Source organism: Janthinobacterium sp. BHSEK (genome assembly GCF_056174685.1).
This window is the reverse complement of sequence record NZ_JBWBYV010000288.1, coordinates 1-725: the sequence shown is the minus strand read 5'-3', so window position 1 is coordinate 725 and position 725 is coordinate 1. Positions and strand designations below refer to the sequence as shown.

1 protein-coding gene is annotated in these 725 nt (G+C 56.7%); it reads right to left on the bottom strand.

The window, feature by feature from the left end:
* Nucleotides 1-725, bottom strand: a 725-nt coding sequence (locus AC0V2Y_RS29085; RefSeq protein WP_475418500.1) for a hypothetical protein, incomplete at both ends; no start/stop codon positions are given.

The window sequence follows — 725 nt, the reverse complement described above, 5'->3', positions numbered from 1 at the left end:
GCATCAGGGCTTGATCGCACTGCTTGGCGCAGCGCTGCCACGTCGGCTACATTCGACTTCGAGCCGCCCCCAACGACGAACTGCTGCACGAATTTATCGGGTTCGATACCGTCACGCACGGCCTGTAAAGCGGGCGTCTTTTCGACAATGCCCATGTATTGTCGATGCGTGCTGCGCGCACGATCAAACGCGGCCTGTGAACCTGCTGCAAGCGGCTGCCCTGGCAGCAATGGCGTTTCCTCTAATGCTGTACGTACTTGGCTGATCGCATCGCGTATGCCTCCATCAGACGATGTCCGCTGAACCTTTGCCATAATCGTCTTGAATTGCTCCGCAGTTTCGATGGTCAGCGGCGCGGCTCCTGATGCGAAGTCGTTGAGCTTCTTGCGGATATCTGCGGGCAGTTCAGCATTGCGCAGGTTGTATGTCAAAAGCTCGTCCGCACGCGTTGCAAATGCTTGCGGGTCAAGCGCGGCACTGCGCCCACTTGAATCTCGAGCACGGTCGTACAGTCGACCAATGATGCCAGTAGCGCGGTCGTTGTAACCTTCCACGCCAGCCATTACCCGGCGGCCACCGGCAATCGCCGTATCGGGCGTGCTTGCACCAGCCTCGTTCAAACCGCTAATAAGTTGCCTATTATTGGCATTCTCATTCTGCCCAAGAGTCTGAGCCGAAATGTCCTTACTGTTAATGCCCAGTTTGGCCAGGTTACGTTGTTGCGT